Origin of the sequence: Roseateles sp., assembly GCF_052436255.1 — a bacterium.
GTDB lineage: Bacteria > Pseudomonadota > Gammaproteobacteria > Burkholderiales > Burkholderiaceae_C > Pelomonas.
On the sequence record NZ_JBQVNP010000054.1, the window covers coordinates 1 to 24,064 of the forward strand.

Consider the following 24,064-nt stretch of genomic DNA (forward strand, 5'->3'; position numbering starts at 1 on the left):
CTCGCGCGCAGCGTTGGCGCGATGGGTTCCAGCAGGGGCAGCGGCGCCAGGTCGGCCATCGCGCGGGCGATGTCGGCCAGTGCCTCCGGCGCGCTGCCGCCGAGGCCGGGCGCGGGCAGCAGCGGAGCATGCTGGCGGTAACTGGTCCACAAACCATCGGCCGGCTCCTCGGCCAGGATGCCGGCCCAGCGGCCTTCGTTGTAGCGGGCGGTCAGGGCCTTGAGGCGGCGGTCGGCGCGCACGGCCTGGGCCGCCAGGGCACGGGCGCCGCCGGGGTCGCGCTCCAGCGTGGCGGCGTAACGCTCCAGCGCGAAGAAGCGCTCGTTGGCCAGCGCCGCCGCGCGCAGCGGGTACTCGACGAGCTGGAAGAAGGCCTCGCGCTGCGCCGGGACAACGCGCGGCCGAATGGCGTCCAGCGCCGCCAGCAGCGCGGCAAGCCGGCTCAGTCGCTGCTGCGCGGCGGCGGGGGCCATGCCGCTGCGGCGCATGCGCTCGCCCGGCAGGTGGAACTGCAGGTGCTCGGGCCGGCGCTCGAAGTTGACACGGTAGTGCCCGTCCCAGATCGCGCCGATCTCGTCGATGCCGAACAGGCGCTGCGCCAGCGCCCGCAGGTAGGCCGGCTGGCCCTGAGCGCGCAGGGCGGCGGGGTTCCAGGCCAGATCGAACCAGTGGCTGAGGTTGACCTCGTGCGGCTTGATGTCGCCCGCGTTCACCACCCACAGCTGGCGCGCGCCGGCATCGAAGGCCCGGCCCATCTCCTCGGCCACCAGCGCCGGCGGCGTGGTGTCCAGCCACAGATAGGACAGCGGCGCGCCCAGGTATGACAGGTGGTAGTAGATGCCGGAGCCGCCCGAACGCTTCGCTTGAGCGGCATCGGGGAACTGGCGGATGTAGCCAAAGTTGTCGTCGGGCCAGACCAGCGTCACGTCGTCCGGCAGCGCCAGGCCGGGCAGCAGCGGCAGCACTTCCTTGTAGGGCACGAAGACCTGCGGCGTGCTGGCCGGGTCGCCCACGTGCTGGCGGATCAGCTCGCGCTGGTCGGCGATCAGGCCGTTCAGCAGCGCCTGCTTCTCGGCCACCGTGCCGCCGCCCTGCATGCCGCTGTCGTGGATGCCGCGCATGCCCAGCGTGAACAGGCTCTCGTAACGGCCGTTGGTCTTCAACCGCTCGGCCCAGTAGTCGCGCACCTGGGCGGCATTCGTCGCGTAGTTGTACTGGTCGTGCGGCGCCTTCCACTCGGACACGTTGTTGCGCAGCATGGGCTCGGCATGCGAGCTGCCCATGACGATGCCGTAGCGCTGAGCCAGCTCGGCGTTCTTCGGGTTGTCGTTGAAGGCGCGCGACACCTGGTGCATGGCGGGCCACAGCGTGTTGGCCTTCAGGCGCAGCAGCAGGCGGAAGACCTGCTCGTAGGTGCGCGGGCCGATGTTGCGGGCCTCGGGCTCGAAGGTGTTGGCGGCCCAGGGCTGCAGGCCCCAGTCCTCGTCGTTGATGAAGAGGCCGCGGTACTTCACGGCTGGGCCGTCGTGCAGCGGCTGGTTCAGCGACACATGCAGCGGGCCGCGCCTCGGCGGCGCCACATCGGCCCACCAGACCCAGGGCGACACACCCAGCGCCTGGCTCAGCGTGTAGACACCGTAGGCCGTGCCGCGACGGTCGGCGCCGACGATGAGCAGCGCATGGCTCACGCCCGGCGCGGGGTTGCGCAGCTGCGTGATCTGGAAGCACTCCCAGCAGCCCTTGAGCCGGCTCAAGTCGAGGCCGGCCGCGTCGATCTGCGCGTGCCGGCCGGCGGTGCCGACCCAGATCTGCACCGCGCCCTTGCCGCCCACGCTGGCGCGCAGGCCCAGGCGCTTCAGGTCGTCGGCCAGGTCTTGCGCGACGAAGGCTTCGAGCGGGTCGGCGTCGGGCGCCGCAACGATGACTGCGCCATCGAGCGGCAGGCTGCTGGCCGTGGCGCGAGTGGAGACGTCGAGGCCGGCCTGCGCCGCTCCCGACACCAGCAACAGGCAGAGCAGCAGCGCACGCATCTCAACGCGCCTTGAAAGCCGAGCGCAGATCCGGCGGCGGCGCGTTGCGGTCCACCGTCAGCCAGCCGTCCTTCAGCTGCAGTTCGGCCGCCTGGATGACGGTGCGCTGGTGCCAGCGGTCGTCGGTCTTGGCCTCGGGCTCGCCGCTCTGGTGCGTGAAGTAGAAGAGATAGGCCCGGCCGTCCACGACCGTCACGCCCGGGTGCTGGCCCTTGGCGCGGTCGGTGGGGTGCTGGCCCACGCCGGCCAGCAGGCGGGTGGGCTGCTCCTCCCAGTTCTGCGCGTCGTCGGAGCGCAGCACCAGCAAACCCTTCCACAGGTCCGCCACCAGCCACCATCGGCCGGCGAACTGGAACGCCGTGGGGCCTTCGCCCGGCAGCGCGCTCACCGGGCCGCGCACGGTCCAGGTCTTCAGGTCGGCGCTGTCGGCCACCTTGAGCTTGCTGCCGGCCTGCTCGTCCTTGAACCACATCCGGTAGCCGCCCTGCGGCGCCCGGATGACGGACGCATCGATGACCTTGGGCGAGCCCAGGTCCACCTTGCCGGCGCATTGCCAGTTGCGCAGGTCGGTGCTGGTCAGGTGCTCGATGCGGCGCTCGCCCGTCCAGCGCTTGTGCACGCCGGGCACGATGGACAGCCACAGGTGGTAGAGCCCGTCAAATTCCTGGATCTCGGGCGCCCACAGCGTGGCGCCGGTGCACTCGGCCGGGAACTTGGCCTCGCTGTCGAACGCCCACTGGTTACCGTCGCGGGTCGTCGCGATGCCGATGGGCGTGGCGTGCACCCAGCTCACATCGTTGGGGTCGTCGAGCCGCAGCGTCGCGCGGCGGTTGGTGTAGAACATCTCCCAGCGCTTGAGGCCACGGTTGAACACCAACGAAACGTCGGCCGCGCCGTCCAGCGCCGGGTCGCGGTACAGCGGACGCGGCGCGGGTTCCGGCGCCGTGGCACACCCGGTGAGCGCGAGCAGCAGCGCGAGCGGGGCGATGAGCCTCATGGCGCCGTCTTGATGGGCAGGTAGCGCGGCGGCGGCATCGCCGCACCGAGGTGGTAGCTGGTATGCGGCGGCTGGTTGTAGCCGGCGTTCTGCGTCGCGACCTGCACGCGGTACTGGGGGTCGTGCATCAGCGTCACCAGCCGGTGCTCGGTCGGGTGCGGCGTGGTGAAGACCAGCAGCGCCGTGCTGTCCTCATTGCGCCAGACGACTTCCTCGCGCCAGTCGCCCAACAGGTCGGCCGACAGCACCGGGTTGCCCTTGGTGCCGTTGTTGGAGGCGGCGCCAAACGCCTTGCCGTTCAGCAACGGCTCGAACCTGGACGCGACGGGGTTCCACTTGTCGATGGCGACATGGTCCAGCGACTCGCGCAGCAGGTCGCCATCCCACCAGACGGCGAAGTTGTAGCGGTTGGGATGCCTGTCGCTGATGAGCCTGCCGCTGGCGTTCATCAGCCCGCCGACGTTGCCCCAGCATTCGGCGCCGGGGTGGGTGGGGTCGATGTCAAAGCAGACGCCGCGGCCGACGTCGGTGTTGTTGCCCGACATGCTCCACAAGATCTTGCCGGTCGCGCCGTCGTGCATCTCCAGGCCATGCTCGCCGTAGCAGCGCGGGCTCTCGTGCACCATGAAGACCTGCTGGCCTTGGCGCGCCGGGTCGAAGTTGCTGACGTGCAGCGCGTCGCCGTGGCACAGGCCGGTGCTGTAGAGCGTCTTGCCGGTGCTGGCGATGGTGGCCGCGCCGTAGATGATGTCGTCCCGACCGTCGCCGTCCACGTCGGCGACCGAGAACGAGTGGGCGCCCTGCCCGGCCACGGGCTTGCTGGCGGCGTCGGCATCGCTGTCGAACACCCAGCGTTGTGTGAGCCTGCCGTCGCGCCAGTCCCAGGCGGCCAGCACGGCGCGGGTGTAGTAGCCGCGGGCGAACACGGCGCTGGGCCGCTGGCCGTCCAGGTAGGCGACGCCGGCCAGGAAGCGGTCGACGCGGTTGCCGTTGGCATCGCCCCAGGCCTCGCCCTGGCCGCCGCGCGGCGGGGTGTAGTCCGCTGTGGACATGGCCGCACCGGTCCGGCCGTTGAAGACGGTCAGGAACTCGGGGCCCTTCAGGATGAAACCGGTGGCGTTGCGGTGGTCGGCCTCGGCATCGCCGATGACCCTGCCCTGGCCATCCACACTGCCGTCGGCGGTCTTCATCACGAGCTCGGCACGGCCGTCGCCGTCCAGGTCGTAGGCGACCATGTGCGTGTAGTGGGCACCGGCGCGGATGTTGCGGCCGAGGTCGATGCGCCAAAGCCGCGTGCCGTCCAGCTTGTAGGCGTCCACCAAGGTGTGGCCCGTGTAGCCACGCTGCGAGTTGTCCTTGGCGTTCGTCGGTTGCCACTTCACGACCAGCTCGTACTGGCCGTCGCCGTCGAGGTCGGCCGGTGCGCCGTCGTTCATCTGGTAGGTGTAGGCCACGCCGTCGGGCGTCACGCCGCCCTCGGGCTTTTGCAGCGGCACCCGCAGATAGGGCTGGTTCCAGGGCGCCACGGTCGGGCCAGGCCGTTCGCGACCGGCGACGACGGCGCGCACGCTATAGAGGCTGTCGGAGCGACCCTGGCCGTCGAGCAGGTTGGTCAATGGCTGCGGCTTGGGCGTCAGCCGTCGGCCATCGCGATAGACATGGAAGGCCACGCCCGCCGGCTCGGTGCCCAGCAAGCGCCAGCTCAGCATCACGCCCTGCGGCGTCGCCAGCGCCACCAGGCCGCGGTCGAGCTTTTCCACCTGCTTGGGCTGGGCCTGCGCAATGCTGCTGCCGGCCAGCAGCAGGCAGGCGATGAAACGACGCGAAAGGTTCATGACGGCGACTCGCAAAAAAAGACGGCCCCAGCGGAGGCGGGGGCCGGCGCGCTTGGGGTCAGCGCAACAACAGAGGCCATGCCGGCCCGGAACTCACTTCGATGAAAGATGGGCTCAGAGCTTGTAGCTCAGCGTCACGTAGTAACGGCGGCCCGACCATGCCAGTTCGTTGGGGCGCGACAGGTCGCCGGCATAGGTCAGCTCGGCCTGGTCGGTCAGGTTCTTGGCCTCGACCGAGAACGTCACCTGCTTGGTGGCCTTCCACTGGAACTTGGCGTCGAGGTAGCCGCTGGCGTCGCGGAAGTTGGGGTTGCCGGAGACGTCGTTGCCACCCGTGTAGTACTTGCTGCGGTGGTGCCAGGCCAGGCGGGCGTTGAACTGGTCGCGGTCGTACCACAGGCCCAGGTTGTAGGCCAGCTTGGACAGGCCCGGGTACGGGAGCACCGAGTTGTCGAGCGGGCTGATCAGCTCGTTGCCGGCGGCATAGCTGAAGTTCATGCGCGTGACGTTGGCGTCGACGCCGAAGCCGCTCATGAACCCGGGCAGGAAGGACAGCGGCGTGCGGCCGGCCAGCTCCAGGCCCTGGGTGCGGGCGCCTTCGCCGTTGACGGCCTGGGTCACGTCGAACAGGCGGCCGTCGCCGTAGAAGTTCACGCGCGGCTGGTAGATGCCCGTGCGCACATAGGTGTTGATGTTGGTGCGGAACACGGCCAGGCTCAGCTGGGTGTCGCGGTCCGGATACCACTCCAGGCTCAGGTCTTCCTTGGTCGCGCGATAGGGCTTGAGCCCGGGGTTGCCGGCCGAGCAGTCGTCGGTGCCGTCGCCGCCCCGTGCGGGGTCGCCGCTGCCCGTGGTGCAAGTGACATTGGGGGCCAGCAGGTTGATGGCCGGGCGCGCCATGACCTTGCCCCAGCCGGCGCGCAGGATCAGCTTGTTGGGCACCAGCTGCAGCGCGGCGTTGATGCTCGGCAGCACGTCGCTGTAACTGTTGTCGATGGCGACGACGGTGTTGCTGTTGACGACCGGCGAGCAGGTCGACACCGTGGCCGGGTTGCAGGTGCGGTCGCTCTGCAGGCCGATGGAGTTCACGTCGGTCCTGGCGTAACGCACGCCGACGTTGCCGTCCAGGCCCATGCCGAAGACTTCGGTGCCCCAGTCCAGCTGCAGGTAGGCGGCCTTGATCTTCTCGGCGATGTCGAAGGCGGGGATCTGCGGATAGGTCTTGCCGTCGCTGCCCGGGGTTTCGTAGAGGTAGGCGTGGTTGAAGGCGCTGGTATCGAAGATGCCGGAGCCGGCGGCGGCGACATAGCTCGGTGCCGTCCAGCCGCCAGGCAGGTTGCCGGCGTCCTTGTAGCCCTTGAAGAAGGTGCCCGGCGAGGTCGTGCGCAGCAGGTTGACGATTTCCTGCATGCGGGTGCCGTTCACATAGGACGTGCGGAAGCCGCTGTTGATGAAGGTCTGCGAGTCGTTGGGCCGCTGGGCCGTGCCGGTGTAGAGCGGGTCGAAGATGATGGTCTGGTTGACATTGGCGCCGCGGGCGTTGATGTCGACGGCCTCGTTGGTGTTGGTGAGGCTGCCGTTGTTCTGCACCAGGTAGCCGCCGCCGTTGTACTGGCGCGAGCTGGACTCGCGCGCCTGGCCGCCGAAGTGCAGCGTGCCGAAGATGCCGCGGTCGATGTTGTAGGACAGGTCCAGCTTGGCCTGGCGCTCCTGGTTGGCCGTGGCCGAGGGGCGGTATTGCAGCTGCGCCTGCACATAGGACGCGGCGCTGTCGGGGCTGTAGCCGGCGGGGAAGGTGAACTGCGGCAGGCGTTGGTCATCGAGCTTCACGATCAGGCCAGGCGCGTTCTGCGTCAGCACGATGTTGTTGCTGTTGCTCTTGTAGTCGGACTTGGAGTCACCGAGCAGGCCTTCGATGCGCCAGGCGTCGTTCTTGAACTTGAAGCCGGCGGTGGTGTACTTGGACTTGATATCCAGCGCAAAGTCGCGCGCCGAGGTACTGAACGCGCCCTGGCCACCCTGGCCCGCCACGTTCAGGCAGTTGCCGACCGTGTACTGGGTGACGTGATGGTTCTCGACCACCATGCCGGCCGGCGTCGTGGCGGTCGGGGCGGCCACGCAGGTGCCGGCGGTCTGCACCGTCGCGTCGGCGCGATAGACGGGCGCATTGCCGGCACTGGCGAGCCGGGTCACCGCCGTCAGGTCGGTGCCGAAGTTCATGTCGTTGAGCTTCTGCGCCTGCGTGTTGGACTGGTGGCTGACGTAGGCGTCGAACTGGTCGCTGAACTTGTACTGGGCCGTCACCTCGGCCGTCTTGCGCTCGTGGTCACGCGTCCACAGGCCGTAGCGCGAGATGCGGGGGGCGTAGTCGAACCACTGTCGGTCGCAATCGTTGCGGTTGGTGCTGTTGGAAGCAAAGACGCCGCAGCCGGTACGCGTCGTCACGGCAGCCGCAGTCGGATTCAGGCTCGTGACGGTTTTGTCGTCGGACATATCCCAGTCGCGCAGGAAATTCCACGAGGTATTGCGGGCAAAGTCGCCGCGCGTGTGCACCTTGTCGTAGACGAGGTTGGCCATCAGGCCCAGGCGGCCGTCGAAAAACTTGTCGGCCAGCAGCAGCGTGGCGCGCGGCTGGACGCCGCCGCGCAGGCTGGCCTGCTCGCCGGCGATGCTGCCCGCCACGGTGCGCTGCTTGAAGTCCAGCGGCTTGCGGGTCGTGATCATCACCGTGCCACCGACGCCGCCTTCGGTCATGCGGGCCTGCGTGCCCTTGACCACGTCGATGGACTGGATCAGCTCGGAGGCCAGCTCGCGCAGCTCGGCGCCACGGCCGGCGCCGCCGCTGGTGCCAAGCACCGACATGCCGTTGATCTCCACCCGGTTCAGGTCGGGCTCGACGCCGCGGATGGAGACCTGCGAGCCTTCGCCGAACTCGCGCGACAGCTGCACGCCGGTGATGCGCGACAAGGCCTCGCCGACGTTCTTGTCGGGGAACTGGTCGATGTCCTCGGCCACGATGGAGTCGGTCACCGTGCCGGCGTTCTTCTTGCGGTCGATGGCGCTGCGGATGGAGCTGCGGATGCCCGTCACGACGACGGTTTCGAGCTGCGCGCTCTTGTCAGCGCCCACGCCAGGCGCGGATGCGGCCGGCGTCGGCGCAGCGGCCTGCTGGGCTTGGGCCTGGCTGGCCAGTGCGGCCGCGACGGCGAGGGCCAGCGGTGTCCAACGTGAAACCGGCGTGCGGCCGTGATTCATCTTCAGCATTTGGTGAGTCTCCAGAATATCGACGAGGTGAGCGGCTCGAAACACGCTCTTTCTTATTGCCCCGAAGATCAGTCTAGAGGTCGCAATTCACGCTGTGTTCACCATGCAGCAAAGAATCACGACCGTGATCACTTCGCACCGCGTTAACCCTCGGGCGGCTCAGATTTCAATCAAAACCTTGATTATCCAGACGCCCCAGCCCTGGCGCAGAGGCCACTGCAAGCGGGCCTGGCTGGCTGCCGAGAGCTTTTCAAATCAAATGGCAAGCTTGATTGAAAAAGACACTCCAGATATTCAAATCAGGAATCTGGAAACTTGCTTAGATATATCCCGTATCAGGGTTTTCTATCCAGCCATGCCTGCGGCACCGGAACCACGCAGATATTCATCTCGCGTCCGTCCGCCGCCAGCATGGCGGACTGGATCTGGATCTTCCTGCCATCGGGGCTGAAGGTCGGGTGCGGGTGGTCGCGCGCCGTTGTCTTGTGGCCGGCGCTGAGCAGGATCATCTCGCGGCTCCTGCGGTCGATCAGGTAGAGATCGCGGTTGAAGTCGTCGCCAACGGCGAAGCGGCCGTCCGGCGATCCGTGCACATGCCACAGCCCACTGCCCTTGTGCGTCTGGCCGGCAATCGTCATTTCGCGCGTGCGCAGGTTGACGATGGCCAGGCCGGTGGGCTTCTCGCGCGTGCCGGAGTCGCCCCAGGCCGCGTCCTGGCCGGGGTTGGCGCCGCCCACCTCGGTGCCGGCCGGCCGGTTCGGGTCGACCACGCCGGGGATGGGGCGATGGCCCATGATGGCCAGCGCCACCTCGTCCTTGCCGATGAAGGCCTCGTGCGTGACCCACTCATAGGGCGCCTCGGGGTAGAGCGGGCGCAGGCCGCTGCCATCGCCCTTGACCGTCCAGGTCCGCTGCGGCGCCTTGCCGCCGGTCTCCCAGCTGAACACCAGCTCGCCCGGGTTCCAGCTGTTGGTCTGGATGTGGCCGATCTGGAAGGGCACCGAGACGACGTGGCGGACCTCGCCCGTCTGCACGTTGATCTTGCCGATGGCATGCGGGCCGGCGCCCATGCCGCGTGGGCCGAAGGGCGGCTCGATCTTGGTGCCGGCCGGCAGCCGCGCGCCCGCAAACGCCTTGCCGGTGACGCGGAAATAGAACCACTGGCCGTCGGCGTCCAGCGCGTTGTCGCCCACCGCCTCCAGCTCGGCCGGCAGCGTGCCGATGACACGCTGATAAGTGCTGGCCGGCTTCATGGCGCCGGCCTTGCTGTCGGCGAAAACGCGGTCCAGGTCGACCTCGATGGCCTGCATGACCTTGGGCGCGCCGCCCGGGTCCTTGCGCAGGAAGAACAGCTTGTTGCCGCCCGACTGCGCGAGGTTGAGCATGCCGTCGTAGCCGCCCTCGGTGACCTGCACAAGGTCGCCCGTGGCCTCGTGCACGGCGATGGCCTCGCCCTTCACGCGGTTGGAACGGAACACCAGCCACTGGCCGTCGGCCGTCCACTGCGGGTGGCTGGGGTAGATCTTGGCGTCGCCGCGCGGCTGCGTTGTCAGGAAGGTCAGCGGCGTGCCGGTGACGGGGTCGGGCACGACGCGCTTCTCGGAGGGGAAGCGCTGCCCGATCTGGGCCCAGGCCGAGCCGAGCGCCAGGCTGAGCAGAGCGCCGAGGAACAAGGTGTTTTTGAAGCGCATGGCAGGGCCCGCTGGTCGAAGTGCGGCAACTCTAGGCCCGGGTAGGTCAAGGACTGTTGCTGGGCGCCAATCGCTCAAGAACTTGCGCCATCCCGGCTGCACGCGAAGGCGCGGCACTCCTAGCATGCGCGCCATGACGCCCAAGCCCACACGCCGCCTCCTCGCGGCCTTGCTGCTGTTCCTGCCCCTGGCTGCCGCCCAGGCGCAGGAGTTCACCGCCACGACCGACCCTGCACGCGCCCAGGTCCAGCTGCCAGAGCCCGCCCGGCCCGAGCTGCCGTCGCTGATCCTCATCGGCGACTCCACCGTGCGCAACGGCCGCGACGACGGCCAGGGCAAGGGCGCCGAGGGCCAGTGGGGCTGGGGCAACCCCATCGCCGCCTACCTCGACCCGACCAAGATCAATGTCGTCAACCGCGCCGTGGGCGGCCTGTCCAGCCGCACCTACCGCACCAGCGGCCACTGGGACCGCACCAGGCCCTTCATCAAAAAGGGCGACTGGGTGGTCATGCAGTTCGGCCACAACGACGCCAGCCCGGTCAACGACAACAGCCGCGCCCGCGGCGTGCTGCGCGGCACCGGGACCGAGAGGGAAGACATCAACAACCTGCTGACCGGCAAGCCCGAGACCGTCTACACCTACGGCGCCTACCTGCGCGGCTACATCGCCGAGATCCGCGCGGCGGGGGCCACGCCCGTCGTCGCCTCGCCGGTGATCCGCAAGCGCTGGGAGGCGGACGGCGTGAGGGTGATGCGCGCCGGCGGCAACTTCGCCGGCTGGGCGGCCGAGGTCGCCAGGCAGGAGGGCGTGGCCTTCATCGACCTCAACGAGTGGGGCGCCAAGCGCTACGAGGCGCTGGGCAAGGCGACGGTCGAGAGGTTCTTCCCGGCCGACATGCCGCAGGAGACCGTGCACACCAACTGGCTCGGTGCCGCGGTGAACGCCCAGCTCGTCATCGCCGGCCTGATCCAGAACAAGCTGCTGCCCGACGGCGTCTACCTGAGCCGCTTCGCGCCGGACGGCAGTGACGACCGGCCCGTGGTGGACGCCCGCAAGGTCAGGGTCGAGGCCCCGCGCGACCCCCAGCTGCCCAGCCTCGTGCTGATCGGCGACTCCACCGTGCGCAGCGGCGGTCAGAACGGCGCCTACGGCTGGGGCGAGCGGCTTGGCGCCTTCTTCGACACGCAGCGCATCAACGTCGTCAACAACGCCATCGGCGGCCGCAGCAGCCGCACCTTCTTCACCGAAAGCCGCTGGACCTCGGTGCTGGAACAGCTGAAAGCCGGCGACACGCTGCTGATCCAGTTCGGCCACAACGACGGTGCCCGCATCGGCGACCCGGCGGGCAAGAATCGCGGCTCGGTGCCCGGCATCGGCGCGGAGGTCGTGGAAGACACCCGGCCTGACGGCACGAAGGAGATGGTGCGGAGCTTCGGCTGGTATCTGGCGCGCTACATCAATGACGCCAAGGCCAAGGGCGCCAGCGTCGTCGTGCTGTCGCCCATCCCGCACAAGGACCGCTGGAAACCCGAGCAGCCGCGCGACTTCGAGAACTACGCCGCCTGGGGCGAGCAGGTCGCCCGCGCCAACGGCGCCCAGTTCATCGACCTGACGATGCTCGTGACCGAGGCCTACCGCGCGGTCGGCGCCGAGAAGGTCGACAGCTTCTTCGCCGACGCCCGCACCCACACGAATGACGCTGGCGCGGTGTTCAACGCCACACAGGTCGTCGAAGGCCTGAAGCGATTGCCGGGCAAGCCGCTGCAAGCCTTTCTGCGCTCCGCCGCGCCCTGATCGAGCGGCCCGCTTGCCAGCCTGAAAAAACTTCGCTTAGAATGGCGGGCTCAGGCGCTTTAGCTCAGTTGGTTAGAGCGATGGAATCATAATCCACAGGTCCGGGGTTCGAGTCCCTGAAGCGCCACCAGAAAAGAGAGAACGGCCCGAGCATCCCTCGGGCCGTTTTCATTTCCGCAGCGGTCATTCAAAGTGACCGCTGCTTCGCAGCCACTGGACATGCCATGTACCGCTGTGTTCTTGCCCTGACGCTCGCCGTCAGCAGTTTGGCCGCCCAGGCCCAGACGCACCGTTTCTTCACGCCGCAGACCCTGCGTGGCGAACTCGTCGTCACCCAGCACCCCGACGTGCTGCTCAACGGCAAGCCCGCGCGCCTCGCGCCCGGCAGCCGCATCAAGGGCGAGAACAACCTGCTCGTGCAACCAGCCGGCATCACCGGCCAGAAGTTCGTCGTCCATTACACGGTCGAGAACAGCGGGTTGGTCATGGACGTGTGGGTGCTGAACCCCGTCGAACTCGCCAACAAGACCTGGCCCCGCACGCTGGCCGAGGCGGCGACCTGGCAGTTCAACCCTGGCAACCAGACTTGGGCCAAGCCATGAAGAAGGTGTTCATCAAGACCTTCGGCTGCCAGATGAACGAGTACGACTCGGACAAGATGGCCGACGTGCTGGGCGCAGCGCAGGGCTATGAGCCGACCACCGACGTCGAGCAGGCCGACCTCATCCTCTTCAACACCTGCTCGGTGCGCGAGAAGGCGCAGGAGAAGGTCTTCAGCGACCTCGGCCGCGTGAAGCACCTCAAGGCCAAGGGCGTGCTGATCGGCGTCGGCGGCTGCGTGGCGTCGCAGGAAGGCGCGGCCATCATCGAGCGCGCGCCCTACGTCGACATCGTCTTCGGCCCGCAAACCCTGCACCGCCTGCCCGCCATGCTGGACGCCCGCCGCGAGCAGCGCCGCCCGCAGGTGGACATTTCCTTCCCCGAAATCGAGAAGTTCGATCACCTGCCGCCGGCCAAGGTCGAGGGTGCGTCCGCCTTCGTGTCGATCATGGAAGGCTGCTCCAAGTACTGCAGCTACTGCGTCGTGCCCTACACGCGCGGCGAAGAGGTCTCGCGCCCCTTCGACGACGTTCTGACGGAGATCGCCGGCCTGGCCGACCAGGGCGTCATGGAGATCAACCTGCTGGGGCAGAACGTCAATGCCTACCGGGGCAAGATGGGCGACACCGGTGAGTTCGCCGACCTGGCCCTGCTGCTGGAGTACGCGGCCGAGATCCCCGGCATCCAGCGCCTGCGCTTCACCACCAGCCATCCCAACGAGTTCAGCCCCCGACTCATCGAGGCCTACGGCAAGATCCCGCAGCTCGTGAACCACCTGCACCTGCCCGTGCAGCACGGCAGCGACCGCATCCTGATGGCGATGAAGCGCGGCTACACGGCGCTGGAGTTCAAGAGCACCGTGCGCAAGCTGCGCGCCATCCGCCCGGACCTGCGCCTGGCCAGCGATTTCATCGTCGGCTTCCCCGGCGAGACCGACGAAGACCACGCCAAGCTGATGAAGCTGGTCCACGACGTCGGCTTCGACGCCAGCTTCAGCTTCATCTTCAGCCCCCGCCCCGGCACGCCGGCCGCGGCGCTGGAAGACACGACGCCCTACGAGGTCAAGGTCAAGCGCCTGCAGGAGCTGCAGGCCGCCATCGAGGCGCATGCGCTGACCATCTCGCAAGGCATGGTCGGCAAGGTCGAGAAGGTGCTGGTCACCGGCACCGCCCGCAAGGACGCCACCGAGCTGATGGGCCGCACCGAGTGCAACCGCATCGTCAACTTCCCCGGCTCGTTGCGGCTGATGAATCAGCTCGTTGACGTACGCATCACGACCGCCTTCGCGCATTCGCTGCGGGGCGAGGTCGTCACGACGGAAGAAGTCCTCAGCGCTTGATGCTGAGCAGCCACCACTGCGGCAGGGCCACGCCGAGCACCAGCAAGGCGTAGCCCGCCATCTTGCCGTCGCGGCCCAGCACCAGCACGGCGGCAATGACGGCAGCGGCACCTCCCGCAGCGCCCCAAGCCCACAACCGCCGCCACGCCAGCGACTTCGCCTCGCGCCGCCACAGGCCCTTGATCGCCAACGCCAGCAAAGCCGCCAGCCCCCACGCGGGTGCGAACAAGTTGGCGATGTGCCAGAAAGCGTCGAGAGGGCTCATTCGGGCTTGACCGTTGTCAGTCGCTGAAAAGCGCCGAATCCTACAATTCAACCCATGTCGGTCTTCGCTCTTGGCCTGAATCACAACACCGCCCCGCTCGATCTGCGCGGGCGGTTTGCGTTCACGTTGGAGCAACTCGCACCGTCGCTGACCGGCCTGCGCCAGAAGCTGCCCGGCGCGCCCGAGGCCGCCATCCTGTCGACCTGCAACCGCACCGAGGTTTATGTGGCCGCGCCGTCGGCCCAGGTCCAACCGGCCATCGCTTGGTTGGCGCAAGCTGGCGGCGTGGAGGCGGGCGCGCTGCGCGAGCACGCCTACGTGATGCAGGGCAGCGCCGCCGCCCGCCACGCCTTCCGCGTCGCCAGCGGGCTAGACTCCATGGTGCTCGGCGAGCCGCAGATCCTTGGCCAGATGAAGCAGGCCGTGAAGGAAGCCGAGGCCGCCGGCGCCCTTGGCACCACGCTGCACCAGCTCTTCCAGCGCAGCTTCTCGGTCGCGAAGGAAGTGCGCAGCTCCACCGAGATCGGCGCCCACTCCATCAGCATGGCCGCCGCCGCCGTGCGCCTCGCAGGGCAGCTTTTCGAGGACCTTGCCAGGACGCGCGTGCTCTTCGTCGGTGCCGGCGAGATGATCGAACTGACCGCCACTCACTTCGCCGCCCGCACGCCACGCCACATGGCCGTCGCCAACCGCACGCTGGAGCGCGGCGAGAAGCTGGCCATCCGCTTCGGCGCCGAGGCGGTTCGCCTGTCCGACCTTCCCGACCGCCTGCACGAATTCGACATCGTCGTGTCATGCACCGCCTCCAGCCTGCCGCTGATCGGCCTGGGCGCCGTCGAGCGCGCGCTGAAGAAGCGCAAACACCGCCCGATGTTCATGGTCGATCTGGCCGTGCCGCGCGACATCGAGCCCGAGGTCGCCCAGCTGGACGACGTCTACCTCTACACCGTCGACGAACTCGCCGTGCAGGTCCAGACCGCGGGTGAAAAGCGCCAGGCGGCCGTCGAGCAGGCCGAGGCCATCGTCGAGACCGGCGTGCAGAGCTTCATGCACTGGCTGGACCAGCGCCACACCGTGCCCTTGATCCAGGCCCTGCACGCGCAAGCCGACGACTGGCGCGCGCTGGAAATCGCCCGCGCTCGCAAGCTGCTGGCCAAGGGTGCGGATGTGGATGAAGTGCTGGACGCGCTGTCCAAAGGCATCACGCAGAAGTTGTTGCACGGCACGCTGGCCGAGCTGAACAGCAGCGACGGCGAGCAGCGCTTGCAGCTCGCGCAGACGGTGTCGCGCCTTTTCCTGCGCGGCAGCAAGCAGTCTTAGCGGCGCTCTCCACCGCCGCCCGGCGCGGCCCGCGCCGACCCTGACTGCCACCTCTGTTTGCCCCCCCATGAAAGACTCCCTGCGCCAGCAGTTCGACCGCCTCGCCTACCGCCTTGCCGAGTTGGACACCATCCTTGCCGACGGCAGCATCGCCTCGGACATGAAGCGTTACCGCGCGCTGACCAAGGAACAGTCCGAGGTGGCCGGTCTGGTCGAGTGCTATAGGCGCTATCAAGCGCACGAAGCCGACCTCGCGGCCGCGCGCGACATGCTGGCCGACCCCGAGATGGCCGAGATGGCGCGCGAGGAGATCGCAAACGCCGAGTCCGCGCTGACCGCGCTGGACGCCGAACTGCAGCTCGCGCTGATCCCGAAGGACCCCGACGACGAGCGCAATGCCTTCGTCGAAATCCGCGCCGGTGCGGGCGGTGACGAATCGGCGCTGTTCGCCGGCGACCTGGCGCGGATGTACCTGCGTTTCGCCGAACGCCAAGGGTGGCGTACGGAAGTCCTGTCCGAGAACGTGTCGGACCTGGGCGGCTACAAGGAACTGGTGGTGCGCATCGAGGGCGACAACGTCTACGGTCGGCTGAAGTTCGAGAGCGGCGGCCACCGTGTGCAACGCGTGCCGGCGACGGAAGCGCAAGGGCGCATCCACACCAGCGCCTGCACCATCGCCGTGATGCCCGAGCCCGACGAGACCGAGGCGATCACGCTGAACCCGGCCGACCTGCGCATCGACACCTTCCGCGCCAGCGGCGCCGGCGGCCAGCACATCAATAAGACCGACTCCGCCGTGCGCGTCGTCCACCTGCCGACCGGCATCGTCGCCGAATGCCAGGACGGCCGCAGCCAGCACAGCAACAAGGCCAAGGCGCTGCAGGTGCTGCAGGCGCGCATCCAGGACAAGGCGCGCAGCGAGCGCGACGCCAAGGAGGCCGCCACGCGCAAGGGCCTGATCGGCACCGGCGACCGCAGCGACCGCATCCGCACCTACAACTTCCCGCAGGGCCGCCTCACCGATCACCGCATCAACCTGACGCTCTACAAGCTTGGCCAGATCATGGACGGTGATCTCGACGACGTGATCCAGGGGCTGCTGGCAGCGCAGGCGGCGGAGCAGTTGGCGCAGCTGGAAGAGGGCCGCGCATGACCGTCGACGAAGCGCTGGCCCTCGCCCACCGGCTCGGCGTCGAGCGCAGCGATGCCCAGACGCTCATCGGCCATCTGACCGGCCACGACCGCGCCTGGCTCATCACGCATGGCGACTCATCGGCACCCGGTGCGGAACAAGCGGTGCGCCGTCTGGCCACCGGCGCACCGTTGGCCCACCTGACCGGCTGGCAACCCTTCCACGGCCTGATGCTGCAGGTCACGCCGGCGACGTTGATCCCCCGCCCGGACACGGAAACCTTGGTCGACTGGGCGCTGGAACTGCTGGCTGACCGGCCCGGCCAACCCAGCGTCGTCGACCTCGGCACCGGCAGCGGCGCCATCGCGCTGGCCATCAAAGCGGCCTGCCCGCGCGCCAAGGTCACGGCCGTCGACTTCAGCGCCGACGCACTCACCGTCGCGCGCGCCAACGGCGACCGCCTCGGCTTGCCTGTCGACTGGCACCACGGCAGCTGGTTCGCACCCCTGGCCGGCCGGCATTTCGACTTGATCGTCAGCAATCCGCCCTACATCGCTGGCGATGATCCGCACCTGCCGGCATTGCGCCACGAGCCCAGCACCGCGTTGACCCCTGGTGGCGATGGCCTGGCCCACCTACGCACGCTCATTGATGCTGCACCGCAACACCTGAACCAGGGTGGCTGGCTGCTTTTGGAGCATGGCTGGGATCAAGCCGACACCGTTGCCGAGCGCCTAGGCACCCGAGGATTTTCCCAGGTGCAGCTGCGGCGGGATCTCGCCGACCGGCCTCGCGCCAGCGGCGGCCGCTGGACTGCAACGAACTGAAATCCCCCAGAACTGTGTGATGTATTGCTGCCAGTTCGTCATTCCCGTAACCGACTGCGCGGCGTAGTATCAAATCCCGGTGCCGCCCGATGCACCGGCAGGAGATGACCATGACCCGCCTTGCCAGCGCTGCAGTTCTGAGCCTCTCTGCCCTTTTGGCCTTGCCCGCCCTGGCCGACCGCGACGCCAATCCGCGCTGGCAAGCGCGCCTGCAGTTGAGCAGCGCCGACGGCGCCGCGGACAGCCAGCCGCACCTCGGCGGCTCGCGGGTGCTTAGCGCCAACCTGTTGGGCGACTACTACCTGACGAGTTCGGGCTTCTCTGGCCTGCAAGGCGGCCTGCGCGCCACCGGGGGCCTGCTGCTGGGGCCGCTGTCCATGTCACAAAGCAGCGGGGGGCTGGCCCTCGGCAGCGGCCCCGTGGCGGCCGGCCGGCGCAGCCTGTCCCTGAACGGCATGGAAGCCTACTCCCTGGAGCCGAGCGCCAATCTGTCCTATGTCGGCATCGGCTATACCGGCCGCGTGCAGGGCAGCGGCTTCGCCTTCAGCGCCGACCTCGGCCTGATGTCGGGCTCCTACGGAGGCCTGCGGCTGGGACGCAGCAGCGCCCAGGGCTTCGAGGACGCGATGCGCGATCTGCGCTTCAAGCCCCTGCTGCAACTGGGCCTGGCCTACAGCTATTGATGGCCGGGGGCGGGGTCAGTCCACCGGACTGCCCCTGTCCGGGCTCAGTCCCGGATAATTGCGGTTTTGCCTTTGATGAGAACTGCAATGAGCGACGTTCAGCAACGCATTGACGACCTGGTCAAGTCCAACCGTGTCGTGCTCTTCATGAAGGGCACGGCCCAGTTCCCGATGTGCGGCTTCTCTGGCCGTGCGATCCAGATCCTGAAGGCTTCCGGCGTCACGGACCTGAAGACCTTCAACGTGCTGGAAGACGAGGAAGTGCGCCAGGGCATCAAGGACTATGCCAACTGGCCCACCATTCCCCAGCTCTACATCGGCGGCGAGTTCGTCGGCGGCTCGGACATCATGATGGAGATGTACGAGTCGGGTGAACTGCAACAGGCTCTGGCCACGGCGTGACGCGCCTTGTCGTCGGGCTGACGGGCGCGACGGGCGCGGCCTACCCGCTGCGCCTGCTGCGCCGCGCGCGAGAGTTGGGCGTCGAGACCCATTTCATCGCAACGCCCGCCGGCATTCTGAACGCGCACCACGAGCTCGGCCTGGACCGCTCCACGCTGGAGGCCGAAGCCGACCACACCTATGCGCCGGGTGACATCGGCGCCTGCATCGCCAGCGGCAGCTTCGCGACGGCGGCGATGGTGATCGCGCCCTGCTCGATGAAGTCGCTCGCGGCGATCGCCCACGGCCTGGGCGACAACCTGCTGACGCGCGCCGCCGACGTGACGCTGAAGGAGCGCCGCCGCCTCATCCTGATGGTGCGCGAGACGCCGTTCAACCTTGCCCACCTGCGCAACATGGTCGCGGTGACGGAGATGGGCGGTATCTGCTTCCCGCCGCTGCCGGCCTTCTATCACCACCCCAAGACCATCGAGGAGATGGTGGCCGAGACCGTCGAGCGAGTGCTCGAGCTGGCCGGCATCGCGGCCGCCCAGCCCAAGACCTGGACCGGGCTGTAGGCCCGCTCAGGGCTTCTGCACAACCAGGCCGCGCCGTTCAAGCAGCGGCTCGATCCTGGGGTCGCGGCCGACGAGGCTGCGGAACATCACCATCGCGTCCTCGCTGCCGCCGCGCGACAACAGCTTGGCGCGCAATTGGTCGCCGTTGGCGCGCTTGAGGCCGCCGTTGGCCATCAACCATTGCACCGTGTCTGCGTCCAGCACCTCGCTCCAGATGTAGGCGTAGTAGCCGGCCGAATAGCCGCCCATGATGTGGCTGAAGTACGGTGTGCGGTAGCGCGGCGGCACGGGGCCGAAGTCCAGGCCCTCCTCCTTCAACACCTTGGCTTCGAAGGCCATGACGTCGGCGGCGGCAGGCGCCTGGCCAGCGGGGAGCTGGTGCAGGCGCTGGTCGAGGAGAGCCGAGCTGAGGTAGGACACCGTCGCATAGCCCTGGTTGAAGCGCCTGGCGCGCTCCACCTTGTCCAGCAGCTCGCGCGGCATCGGCTCGCCGGTCTTGTGGTGGCGCGCGTAGTTGGCCAGCACGCTGGGCCAGTCGGCCCAGACTTCATTGACCTGCGAGGGGTACTCGACGAAGTCGCGCGGCGTGCGCCCGAGGCTTGGGTAGGGCACCTTGTTGAACATGGCGTGCAGCGCATGTCCGAACTCGTGGAACAGCGTGTTGACCTCGTCCCAGGTCAAGAGCGTCGGCTCCCCGGCCGGCGGCTTGGGAATGTTGAGGTGGTTGGCGACGACTGGCTCGGTGCCTTCCAGCGCGTTGTGGCTTACATAGGCATTCGCCCATGCGCCACCACGTTTGCTGGGCCGCGCATAAAGGTCGGCGATGAAGATGGCCAGTTGCTTGCCGTTGCTGTCGATGACGTCGTAGACGCTCACGTCATCGCGGTAAACCGGCAGGTCGGTGCGACGCTTGAAGCTGACGCCATAGAGCTGGTTGGCGGCGAAGAACACGCCGCGCTCCAGCACGCTCGTGACCTCCAGATAGGGCTTGAGCTGGCTTTCGTCGAAGCCGTATCGGGCGGCGCGCAGCTTGTCGGCGTAGTAGCTCCAGTCCCAGGCCTGCAGCGTGAAGCCGGGTTGCTTCTTGGCGGCCTGTTCCTGGTCGATCACCTTCTGTAGTTCGGCCGCCTCCTGGCGGGCTGAGGCCATCGCCGCAGGTGCGAGCTTGCGCAGCAGCGCGTTGACGGTATCGACCGACTTGGCGGTCTCTTCCTCCAGCACGAAAGCCGCGGGAGTCGCATAGCCCAGCAGCGCCGCGCGCTCCTGGCGCAGCGTCATGACGCGGGCGATGATGGCCGTGGTGTCGTTGGCATTGGCACGAGCGCCGCGCGAAACCGATGCACGGTGCAAGCGCTCGCGCAATGCGCGGTTCTGCAGGTCGGTCTCGAAGGGCTGGATGGTCGTGTTCAGCAGCGTCAGCAGGTATTTGCCTTCGAAGCCGCGCTTCTTCGCAGCCTCGGCCGCTGCGGCGACCTGGGCCGGGGTCAGCCCCGCCAGCTCCTCAGCGCTGTCGACGACCACGGCCGAGTCGTTCACCTCCGCGAGCGTGGCCCGGTTGAAGCGCGCACCGAGCGTGGCCAGCTCGGCATTGATGGCCTTCATGCGCGCTTTCTGCGCGTCGTCCAGGCGAGCGCCGGCGCGCACCATGTCGCGGCGGTAGCGTTCGATGAGGCGCCTGCCTTCGGCCGTCGGCGCAGCGGTGTCGCGCACCGCGTAGAGGGCTTCGATGCGCGCGAACAGCTTGGGGTTGAGCAGCACCGCGTCGCGCTGCGCGGCGAGCCTGGGCGCGTAATCCGACTGCACCTGCTGGCGGGCCGGGTTGGCATCGGTGCCCACCAGGTTCGACAGCATCGAGGTCGTGCGCGCCAGCAAGCGGCCGCTCCTCTCCCAGGCGACGATGGTGTTGTCGAAGGTGGGCGCTGCCGGGTTGTCGGCGATGGCCTGAATCTCGGCCAGTTGCTCAGCCATGCCCTGGTCGAGCGCTGGCGCGAAATGCTCGTCGCGCAGCTTGTCGAACTGCGGATAGCGCAGTGGCAGCGGGCTGATGCTCAGCAGCGGGTTGGCAGCGGGCTGGGCGCCGGCTAGGGTGGTGGCCAGCACGGCAGAAAAGATCAGGGGCGCAAAGCGGTAGGCAGCGGGCATCGGGCGGTTGTCTTGTGGACGAAACCGCCAAGACTAACGCTGCAATCGCCCCCCGCCGCAAGCCACGCCGGGAAAGCCCTGATCACTTCTCGCCGGGAAGCAGCCACTGCCGACGCGCGCCGAAGACGGCGTTGGGGTACTCGGCCCGGCCGCGGCTGCCGTTGTAGCGCCCGAGGGCCAGGAAGAGGTCGCCCTTCTCGATGTCGAGGTAATGGCGCAGGATCACGCAGCCGAAACGCAGGTTGGTCTGCATGTGAAAGAGACGCGACGCGTTGCCATCGCCGATGACGCGCGTCCAGAACGGCATGACCTGCATATAGCCCCGTGCGCCGGCCGTGCTGATGGCGTATTTGCGAAAGCCACTCTCGACCTGGATGAGGCCCAGCACCAGGCTGGGCTCAAGGCCCGCGCGCCTGGCTTCGTACCAGACGGTTTCGAGAAACTCGATGCGTATCTGTGTCTCGGTCTTGCGCTTCTTCAGCCGCTCGCTCATGGCGCCCAGCCAGCGCAAATAGGCCATGCGGGCATCGACCTCGTCGAATCTGGGCCGCGGCGGCGCGTTCTGCGCAATGGACGCACTGAGGGCCGAGCGGATGGAATCCGCCAGCGGCTCCTCTCGCTGGGCACCTGCCCGCGCGCCGAACGGAGTGGCGAGCAGGCCCAGAACCGCAAGGCGGCGCTTCAAAGCTTGAGCAAGCCTTTCAGATGGCCCGCGACATCAGCGACAGCCAGCTTGGTGGCGGCCTCGTCACGGCGGCCCTGGTACTCGACTTGACCTTCCTTGAGGCCGCGGTCCGACAGCACGACACGGTGCGGCACGCCGATCAGCTCCCAGTCCGCGAACATCGCGCCCGGGCGCTCGCCGCGGTCGTCCAACAGCACGTCGACGCCAAGCGCCTTCAACTCGTCGTAGAGCTGGGTGGCCGCGGCCTTCACTTCTTCACTGCGGTCCATCCCGATGGGGCAGATGACGGCGGTGAACGGGGCGATGGCGTCTGGCCAGATGATGCCGCGCGCGTCGTGGTTCTGCTCGATGGCGGCGCCGAGAATGCGCGTGACGCCGATCCCGTAGCAGCCCATCTCCATCAGCTTGGGCTTGCCGTTCTCGTCGAGGAAAGTGGCGTTCATCGCGGCGGAGTACTTGGTGCCGAGATAGAAGACATGGCCGACTTCGATACCCCGCTGGATGGCGAGCACGCCCTTGCCATCCGGCGAGGGGTCGCCAGCGACGACATTGCGCAGGTCGGCGACGACGTCGGGCTCCGGCAGGTCGCGACCCCAATTCGCACCGGTGAAGTGGAAGTCTGCTTCGTTGGCGCCACAGACGAAGTCACTCATGACGGCGACGGTGCGGTCCGCGACGATCTTGAGCGGCTGCTTCAAGCCGATGGGACCGAGGTAGCCGGGCTTGCAGCCGAAGTGGGCGTCAATCTCTGAGCCCGTCGCGAAGCGGAAACCGCCCTTGAGCCCTTCCACCTTGCCGGCCTTGACCTCATTGAGATCGTGGTCGCCGCGCACCAGCAGCAGCCAGACCTGGGTCTTGTCGATGTTGCCGTCCTTGTCCAGCTCGTCCGTGGCGAGCACCAGCGACTTGACCGTCTGGGCCAGCGGCAGATCCAGCAAGGCCGCGACGTCCTCGCAGGTGCTCTTGCCGGGCGTCGGCGTCTTGGTCAGCGCCTGCAGCGCCGCACCGCGCGCGGGCAGTAGCGCAACGGCCTCGGCCAGCTCGATGTTGGCGGCGTAGTCGCTGGTCGGGCAGTAAACGATCGCGTCCTCCCCCGTATCGGCGATGACCTGGAACTCGTGCGAACGGTCGCCGCCGATGGCGCCGGTGTCTGCCGCGACGGCTCGGTACTGCAGGCCGAAGCGGTCGAAGATCTTGCAGTAGGCCGCGTACATGTTCTCGTAGCTGCGGCCGGCGGCATCGACATCACGGTCGAAGGAGTAGGCGTCCTTCATCGTGAACTCGCGACCGCGCATCAGGCCGAAACGGGGTCGGCGCTCATCGCGGAACTTGGTCTGGATGTGATAGAAATTTTTAGGCAGCTGGCGGTAACTGCGCAGCTCCTGCCGGGCGATGTCGGTGATGACCTCCTCGCTGGTCGGCTGCACGATGAAGTCGCGGCCGTGACGGTCCTTCACACGCAACAGCTCCGGGCCCATCTTGTCGAAGCGACCGGTTTCCTGCCACAACTCGGCGGGCTGGATGACGGGCATCAGGCACTCGACGGCGCCGGCCGCCTCCATTTCCTCCCGGATGATCTTCTCAACCTTGCGGATGACGCGAAGCCCCATCGGCATGTAGTTGTAAATGCCCGCGCCCAAGCGCTTGATCATGCCGGCGCGCATCATCAGCTTGTGGCTGACCACCTCGGCATCGGCGGGCGCTTCCTTGAGCGTGGAGACGAAGAACTGGGAGGCTTTCATGCGCGGTACCAAATGCGAAGGCCGGGTGAAAACCCGGCCGAAGTCACGACAAAACAGGGAGAAATCTGCGGGTTAGCGAGGGCGCTGTGACCATCGCGGCCCGATGCAATAATCGAACCAACTAGAGATTTGAGGTTGATTATGCTCGACCGTGAAGGCTTCCGCCCCAACGTCGGCATCATCCTGCTCAACCAACGCAACGAGGTGTTCTGGGGCAAACGCATCCGAACGCACTCGTGGCAGTTCCCGCAAGGGGGCATCAAACACGGCGAGACGCCTGAGCAGGCGATGTTCCGAGAGCTCCACGAAGAGGTGGGGCTCACACCAGAGCATGTGCGCATCATTGCGCGGACGCGTGACTGGCTGCGCTACGAGGTCCCTGAACACTTCATCCGGCGCGATGCACGCGGCCACTACCGCGGTCAGAAGCAGATCTGGTTCCTGCTGCAGATGGTGGGGCGCGACTGCGACATGAACTTGCGCGCGACCGATCACCCCGAGTTCGACGCCTGGCGTTGGAACGAGTACTGGGTGCCGCTAGAAGCCGTCATCGAATTCAAGCGCGGCGTCTATGAAATGGCGCTGACCGAATTGGCGCGCTACCTGCCGCGCATCAACCATCACAACCGGTATCTGCGGGCGGGCATGCGCCCCTCACACCGCGGCGAACGCAACAGCGGGCCGATGCCATTGGAGGCAGCGACACCACCTGAGGGCGAACCGCGGAACTGACTTGCAGTTAACGCGACACCAAGTTG

At 67.7% G+C, this 24,064-nt stretch carries 19 protein-coding genes and 1 tRNA gene; 11 read left to right on the top strand and 9 right to left on the bottom strand.

Features of this window, described 5'->3' with window-relative positions; genetic code table 11:
* From ACT6S0_RS13835 to ACT6S0_RS13855, 5 genes are all read right to left on the bottom strand, one after another.
* The coding region (locus ACT6S0_RS13835; RefSeq protein WP_444764411.1) for a glycosyl hydrolase 115 family protein at window positions 1–2,030 on the bottom strand (2,030 nt) is incomplete at its 3' end.
* A gap of 1 nt (window position 2,031) precedes the next feature.
* Complete coding sequence (locus ACT6S0_RS13840; RefSeq protein WP_444764412.1) at window positions 2,032–3,027, bottom strand: hypothetical protein; 996 nt, start codon at window positions 3,025–3,027, stop codon at window positions 2,032–2,034.
* A complete protein-coding gene (locus tag ACT6S0_RS13845) occupies window positions 3,024–4,862 on the bottom strand; it encodes a rhamnogalacturonan lyase (protein ID WP_444764413.1) in 1,839 nt (612 codons plus the stop codon). Before ACT6S0_RS13845 ends, ACT6S0_RS13840 begins: the two co-directional genes overlap by 4 nt.
* Window positions 4,863–4,976: 114 nt before the next feature.
* A complete protein-coding gene (locus ACT6S0_RS13850; RefSeq protein ID WP_444764414.1) occupies window positions 4,977–8,126 on the bottom strand; it encodes a TonB-dependent receptor in 3,150 nt (1,049 codons plus the stop codon).
* Between the two features lie 335 nt (window positions 8,127–8,461).
* Window positions 8,462–9,817 carry a hypothetical protein gene (locus tag ACT6S0_RS13855; RefSeq protein WP_444764415.1) on the bottom strand — a complete coding sequence of 452 codons (1,356 nt, stop codon included), beginning with the start codon at window positions 9,815–9,817 and terminating at the stop codon, window positions 8,462–8,464.
* A gap of 133 nt (window positions 9,818–9,950) precedes the next feature.
* On the opposite strand from ACT6S0_RS13855, the gene ACT6S0_RS13860 reads away from it, so the two are divergent.
* From ACT6S0_RS13860 to miaB, 4 genes are all read left to right on the top strand, one after another.
* A complete protein-coding gene (locus ACT6S0_RS13860) occupies window positions 9,951–11,612 on the top strand; it encodes a rhamnogalacturonan acetylesterase (RefSeq protein WP_444764416.1) in 1,662 nt (553 codons plus the stop codon).
* 53 nt (window positions 11,613–11,665) lie between these two features.
* Window positions 11,666–11,742: transfer RNA gene (locus tag ACT6S0_RS13865), tRNA-Met, on the top strand.
* 94 nt (window positions 11,743–11,836) lie between these two features.
* Window positions 11,837–12,214, top strand: a complete 378-nt coding sequence (locus tag ACT6S0_RS13870; RefSeq protein WP_444764417.1) for a hypothetical protein — start codon at window positions 11,837–11,839, stop codon at window positions 12,212–12,214.
* Window positions 12,211–13,551 (top strand): tRNA (N6-isopentenyl adenosine(37)-C2)-methylthiotransferase MiaB, encoded by a 1,341-nt coding sequence (gene miaB, locus ACT6S0_RS13875; RefSeq protein WP_444764418.1) that lies wholly within the window; start codon window positions 12,211–12,213, stop codon window positions 13,549–13,551. The genes ACT6S0_RS13870 and miaB overlap by 4 nt, the downstream gene beginning before the upstream one ends.
* Here the strand turns inward: miaB and ACT6S0_RS13880 are convergent.
* Window positions 13,541–13,816 carry a hypothetical protein gene (locus ACT6S0_RS13880; protein WP_444764419.1) on the bottom strand — a complete coding sequence of 92 codons (276 nt, stop codon included), beginning with the start codon at window positions 13,814–13,816 and terminating at the stop codon, window positions 13,541–13,543. The two genes, miaB and ACT6S0_RS13880, sit on opposite strands and share 11 nt — an antisense overlap.
* A 54-nt stretch (window positions 13,817–13,870) precedes the next feature.
* Between ACT6S0_RS13880 and hemA the strand changes: the two genes are divergently transcribed.
* The 6 genes from hemA (at window position 13,871) to ACT6S0_RS13910 (ending at window position 18,737) form a co-directional block, all read left to right on the top strand.
* Window positions 13,871–15,136 (top strand): glutamyl-tRNA reductase, encoded by a 1,266-nt coding sequence (gene hemA / locus ACT6S0_RS13885; protein WP_444764421.1) that lies wholly within the window; start codon window positions 13,871–13,873, stop codon window positions 15,134–15,136.
* 67 nt (window positions 15,137–15,203) lie between these two features.
* Window positions 15,204–16,289, top strand: coding sequence for a peptide chain release factor 1 (gene prfA / locus ACT6S0_RS13890; protein WP_444764422.1), 1,086 nt, complete (start codon window positions 15,204–15,206; stop codon window positions 16,287–16,289).
* Window positions 16,286–17,095: a peptide chain release factor N(5)-glutamine methyltransferase gene (prmC, locus tag ACT6S0_RS13895; RefSeq protein ID WP_444764423.1), complete on the top strand. Its 810-nt coding sequence runs from the start codon at window positions 16,286–16,288 to the stop codon at window positions 17,093–17,095. Before prfA ends, prmC begins: the two co-directional genes overlap by 4 nt.
* Before the next feature lie 110 nt (window positions 17,096–17,205).
* The gene (locus tag ACT6S0_RS13900; protein WP_444764424.1) at window positions 17,206–17,778 is read left to right on the top strand and encodes a hypothetical protein; all 573 of its coding nucleotides are present in this window, start codon (window positions 17,206–17,208) and stop codon (window positions 17,776–17,778) included.
* An 87-nt stretch (window positions 17,779–17,865) separates the two neighbouring features.
* Complete coding sequence (grxD, locus tag ACT6S0_RS13905) at window positions 17,866–18,180, top strand: Grx4 family monothiol glutaredoxin (protein ID WP_444764425.1); 315 nt, start codon at window positions 17,866–17,868, stop codon at window positions 18,178–18,180.
* Entirely contained in the window at window positions 18,177–18,737 is a 561-nt protein-coding gene (locus ACT6S0_RS13910) for a UbiX family flavin prenyltransferase (RefSeq protein ID WP_444764426.1), read from the top strand. Before grxD ends, ACT6S0_RS13910 begins: the two co-directional genes overlap by 4 nt.
* Window positions 18,738–18,743: 6 nt before the next feature.
* On the opposite strand, the gene ACT6S0_RS13915 is transcribed toward ACT6S0_RS13910, so the two are convergent.
* From ACT6S0_RS13915 to ACT6S0_RS13925, 3 genes are all read right to left on the bottom strand, one after another.
* Window positions 18,744–20,879, bottom strand: a complete 2,136-nt coding sequence (locus ACT6S0_RS13915; RefSeq protein WP_444764427.1) for a M3 family metallopeptidase — start codon at window positions 20,877–20,879, stop codon at window positions 18,744–18,746.
* Window positions 20,880–20,961: 82 nt separating this feature from the next.
* Window positions 20,962–21,564: a lytic transglycosylase domain-containing protein gene (locus tag ACT6S0_RS13920; RefSeq protein ID WP_444764428.1), complete on the bottom strand. Its 603-nt coding sequence runs from the start codon at window positions 21,562–21,564 to the stop codon at window positions 20,962–20,964.
* Entirely contained in the window at window positions 21,561–23,306 is a 1,746-nt protein-coding gene (locus ACT6S0_RS13925) for a proline--tRNA ligase (protein WP_444764429.1), read from the bottom strand. Before ACT6S0_RS13925 ends, ACT6S0_RS13920 begins: the two co-directional genes overlap by 4 nt.
* 141 nt (window positions 23,307–23,447) lie before the next feature.
* On the opposite strand from ACT6S0_RS13925, the gene ACT6S0_RS13930 reads away from it, so the two are divergent.
* The gene (locus ACT6S0_RS13930; RefSeq protein WP_444764430.1) at window positions 23,448–24,038 is read left to right on the top strand and encodes an RNA pyrophosphohydrolase; all 591 of its coding nucleotides are present in this window, start codon (window positions 23,448–23,450) and stop codon (window positions 24,036–24,038) included.
* Window positions 24,039–24,064 lie beyond the last annotated feature (26 nt).